Genomic DNA, 3300 nt, shown 5'->3' with positions numbered 1-3300 from the left:
GGGGAGTTCAGCAGGAGCTGGTCGTACTGATTTGCCAAAGCAAAGTTAAGCCGAATAAATCAATTGTTAAAATTATATTCTCACTTTGCAATATCTTTTATAAATTCATACCCCAAAAGCACCTTTAACCATGACAGATAGCGTAAAATACCAGTTAAGAATATTAAATCTTTCGTGTTATCGACAAGATGAAAGTGATGGCGATGAGGTCTTTCTGAAAATCAACAAGGATAAGGTCTGGCCCGTAGATGCCAAGTATGTAAAGGTTAAAGAGGGAGATCATAAAGTGGCTCATAATATAGAAGGGATAGCCAAAGATGAGACTGTCAGTATAGAACTATGGGAGTATGACTTCTGGACGCCAAATGATAAGCTTGGAGTATTTAGTATGTTGATTAACGAAAGAGGAGGACCTTTCAAGACAGACTTAAAAGTAGAAAAAGGAGAGGAGGCTAAGTACAGTCTGGAATGGGAAGTTTATTAGTCACTGATACCGTTGAGGTACAAGTTAAATTCTAAGGGACTAGCTTTTATAAATTCGTCTTCCGCAAAATCATCATATATTTCTGCATCAAACTGCATATCTCTTTTCTCAATTTCTTTGTTCGAGTGAATAGTTAACTCAACACCCTCAAAAGTTTTTGGATTTAGCTGAACAATAATCTTAAAATCGCCAAAATCCTTTTTAAAATATTCGTGAATCATAAATAAGCTTTAAACCTCAGCAAAGGTAGCATGTTTCTTTCTGATATTTTGAACGTCAATTGCCGGCAACTTAATATTTTCAATAAGAGATTGTTCTAACATGGTAGCCCATGTTTCAAGGTATTTGATCACATCATTTTTATTGTTGTGTTGAAGATATCGCTCTTCAATCGGCAGGCACTGTAATATTCGGTTATCACTTAGCTTTTCAAGATGTTTGAGATCATCTGAGTCAAAACCAAAGTCTAGCATTTGACTAATAAGGTCATCCATCAATAGGCCACTGGTAGGACAATAGTCATTTAACTGTTCATTCCAGTCGCCATGTTTCTGCATAGCCTTGGAATGTATTTCTTTGCTGCTCATTTCAGTGATTTGCTGAGCTAGAAATCCGCAGTTACAGCTTCCCATATGTCCCCATTGATAGGTCGATGCCTTTGATAACTCCTTGGCTGTTTTTCTCAGAACTAGTATGATTTCATTATTAGCTTTTGCCATGCCTTTGTGTTTTAATTAATAACAAATTACAAAATGGAAAGTTTGCTTACAATACATAAACCATAAATTGGATGTTAATCTAAGCTAATGACCGTTAGTCAACCTTTATAAGGTCTGTTTGGCGAAGATTGGATATTTTAGTGCTCCTTTAAACCAAAAACCAAAAAATACTACGATGAAACTAAGTAAATTGAATATTAAGCCATTGGCTACCGTACTGGGGGCAGCCCTACTTTGGCAGTCTTGCGGTGAGAAGCCTGAGGCTGCAACAGAGGAAAAAGAAGTAGCTGCCATTAATCTTGAATTAATGGATACCACTGTTAGCCCCGCAGATGATTTTTTCAGATTTGTTAATGGTAATTGGGTTGATAAGACTGAGATTCCTGGAGATCAGGGAAGATGGGGTAGCTTTAATGAGTTAAGAGAACAAACTAACGAAACTGTATTAAATGTACTTGAGTCTGCAGCGAAAAGTGATAAATATGCAGCCGGTACAGACCAGCGCAAAGCTGCTGATTTCTATGCCATTGGTATGGATTCTTTGCTTGCAGAGCGTGCAGGTGTTCAGCCCTTGCAACCACATTTAGAACAAATTGCTTCTATTAGTGATGTGACAAGTTTACAAAAATATTTATCAGAGCAAGAGACCTATGGTGGAGGTGCATTCTTCGGGTTTGGCGTTTTCCCTGATCTGAAAAACAGCAAGGTGATGGGCACTTACCTTGGTCAGGGTGGCTTAGGGCTTCCTGATCGGGATTATTACACAAAAACTGATGGCAAGTCCAAGGAGATTCGAGAGAAGTATGTGAAGCATGTTTCAAGAATGCTTCAATTGCTCGGTGACGATATGACCTCTGCAGATGCTCAGGCTAAGAGAATCATGACTTTAGAAACAAGGTTAGCTAATGCGTCTATGACTAATGTGGAGCAAAGAAACATTCCTGCTCTTTACAATAAAATGTCTTTAAGTGAGCTTTCTAAGATTGTTCCTTCAATTGACTGGAAAATGTACTTGGCAGACATTGGTGTTACAGGTGTTGATACCTTAATTGTTACTCAGCCTAAGTTTATGGAGGAGTTTCAGAAAATAGCAACCAAGGTTCCTATGTCTGATATTAAAGAATATCTGAGATGGAGATTAATTGACGGTGCCGCTGCCTACCTAAGCAATGATTTTGTTCAAGCCAACTTTGAATTCTTTAGCAAAGAGTTGAGAGGAGTTGAAGAGATGCGCCCAAGGTGGAAGCGCGTGCTTGGAACAACTAACGGTTCTTTAGGAGAGGCAATTGGTAAACTTTATGTGGACGAGACTTTCCCTCCGGAAGCTAAGCAGAAAGCAATGGAAATGGTGGAGAATATCAAAATTGCTTTCGCAGAAAGAATTAAGGCGTTGGATTGGATGACAGATTCTACCAAAGAGAAAGCTTTGGAGAAATTGAAGACCATGACTGTGAAAATCGGGTATCCTGATGAGTGGAGAGACTATAGCGCATTGGAGGTTAATGGTGACCCTGAAACCAGTTCTTATGCACAAAACTTGATGAACGCTGCTAAGTTCGGTTTTGAGCGTCAGGTAGCTAAATTAGGTAAGCCAGTAGATAAGAAGGAGTGGGGTATGAGCCCACAAACGGTGAATGCGTATTTCAATCCATTATTTAATGAGATTGTATTTCCTGCAGCTATTTTACAGCCACCATTCTACAACTACAAAGCGGACGATGCTGTGAATTATGGTGGTGTTGGTGCTGTTATTGGTCACGAAATATCTCATTGCTTTGATGATCAGGGAAGCAGATTTGATGCTGAGGGGAATTTGAAAAACTGGTGGTCTGATGAGGATGCCACTAACTTCAAAGAAAGAACAGGAATGCTTGTAGCTCAATATGACGCTTATGAGCCGTTGGATAGTGTGCATGTAAATGGAGCCTTCACGTTAGGTGAAAATATTGGTGACCTTGGTGGAATCAATGCTGCTTATGATGGTTTACAAAGACATTTGGCTGCCAATGGTAATCCAGGTTTGATAGATGGTTACACACCAGAGCAAAGATTCTTTATGTCTTGGGCTACTGTTTGGAGAATTAAGTACAAAGATGA

Annotated in this window: 4 protein-coding genes; 2 read left to right on the top strand and 2 right to left on the bottom strand. The window is 39.2% G+C overall.

Translation table 11 applies throughout. The features are described 5' to 3' along the window. Positions 1-130: 130 nt before the first annotated feature. Entirely contained in the window at positions 131-484 is a 354-nt protein-coding gene (locus E1140_RS01075) for a hypothetical protein (protein WP_155178136.1), read from the top strand. On the opposite strand, the gene E1140_RS01070 is transcribed toward E1140_RS01075, so the two are convergent. After that, positions 481-705, bottom strand: a complete 225-nt coding sequence (locus E1140_RS01070) for a hypothetical protein (RefSeq protein ID WP_155178134.1) — start codon at positions 703-705, stop codon at positions 481-483. The two genes, E1140_RS01075 and E1140_RS01070, sit on opposite strands and share 4 nt — an antisense overlap. A 9-nt stretch (positions 706-714) precedes the next feature. After that, a complete protein-coding gene (locus tag E1140_RS01065) occupies positions 715-1203 on the bottom strand; it encodes a hypothetical protein (protein WP_155178132.1) in 489 nt (162 codons plus the stop codon). Positions 1204-1378: 175 nt separating this feature from the next. On the opposite strand from E1140_RS01065, the gene E1140_RS01060 reads away from it, so the two are divergent. After that, positions 1379-3300 (top strand): M13 family metallopeptidase (locus tag E1140_RS01060; RefSeq protein ID WP_155178130.1); only part of this gene is annotated, 1922 nt, incomplete at its 3' end.

It is taken from the genome of Fulvivirga lutimaris, assembly GCF_009711525.1.
Classification (GTDB): Bacteria; Bacteroidota; Bacteroidia; order Cytophagales; family Cyclobacteriaceae; genus Fulvivirga; species Fulvivirga lutimaris.
Note: the sequence above shows the minus strand (reverse complement) of the source record. Positions and strands in the feature narration are given on the sequence as shown.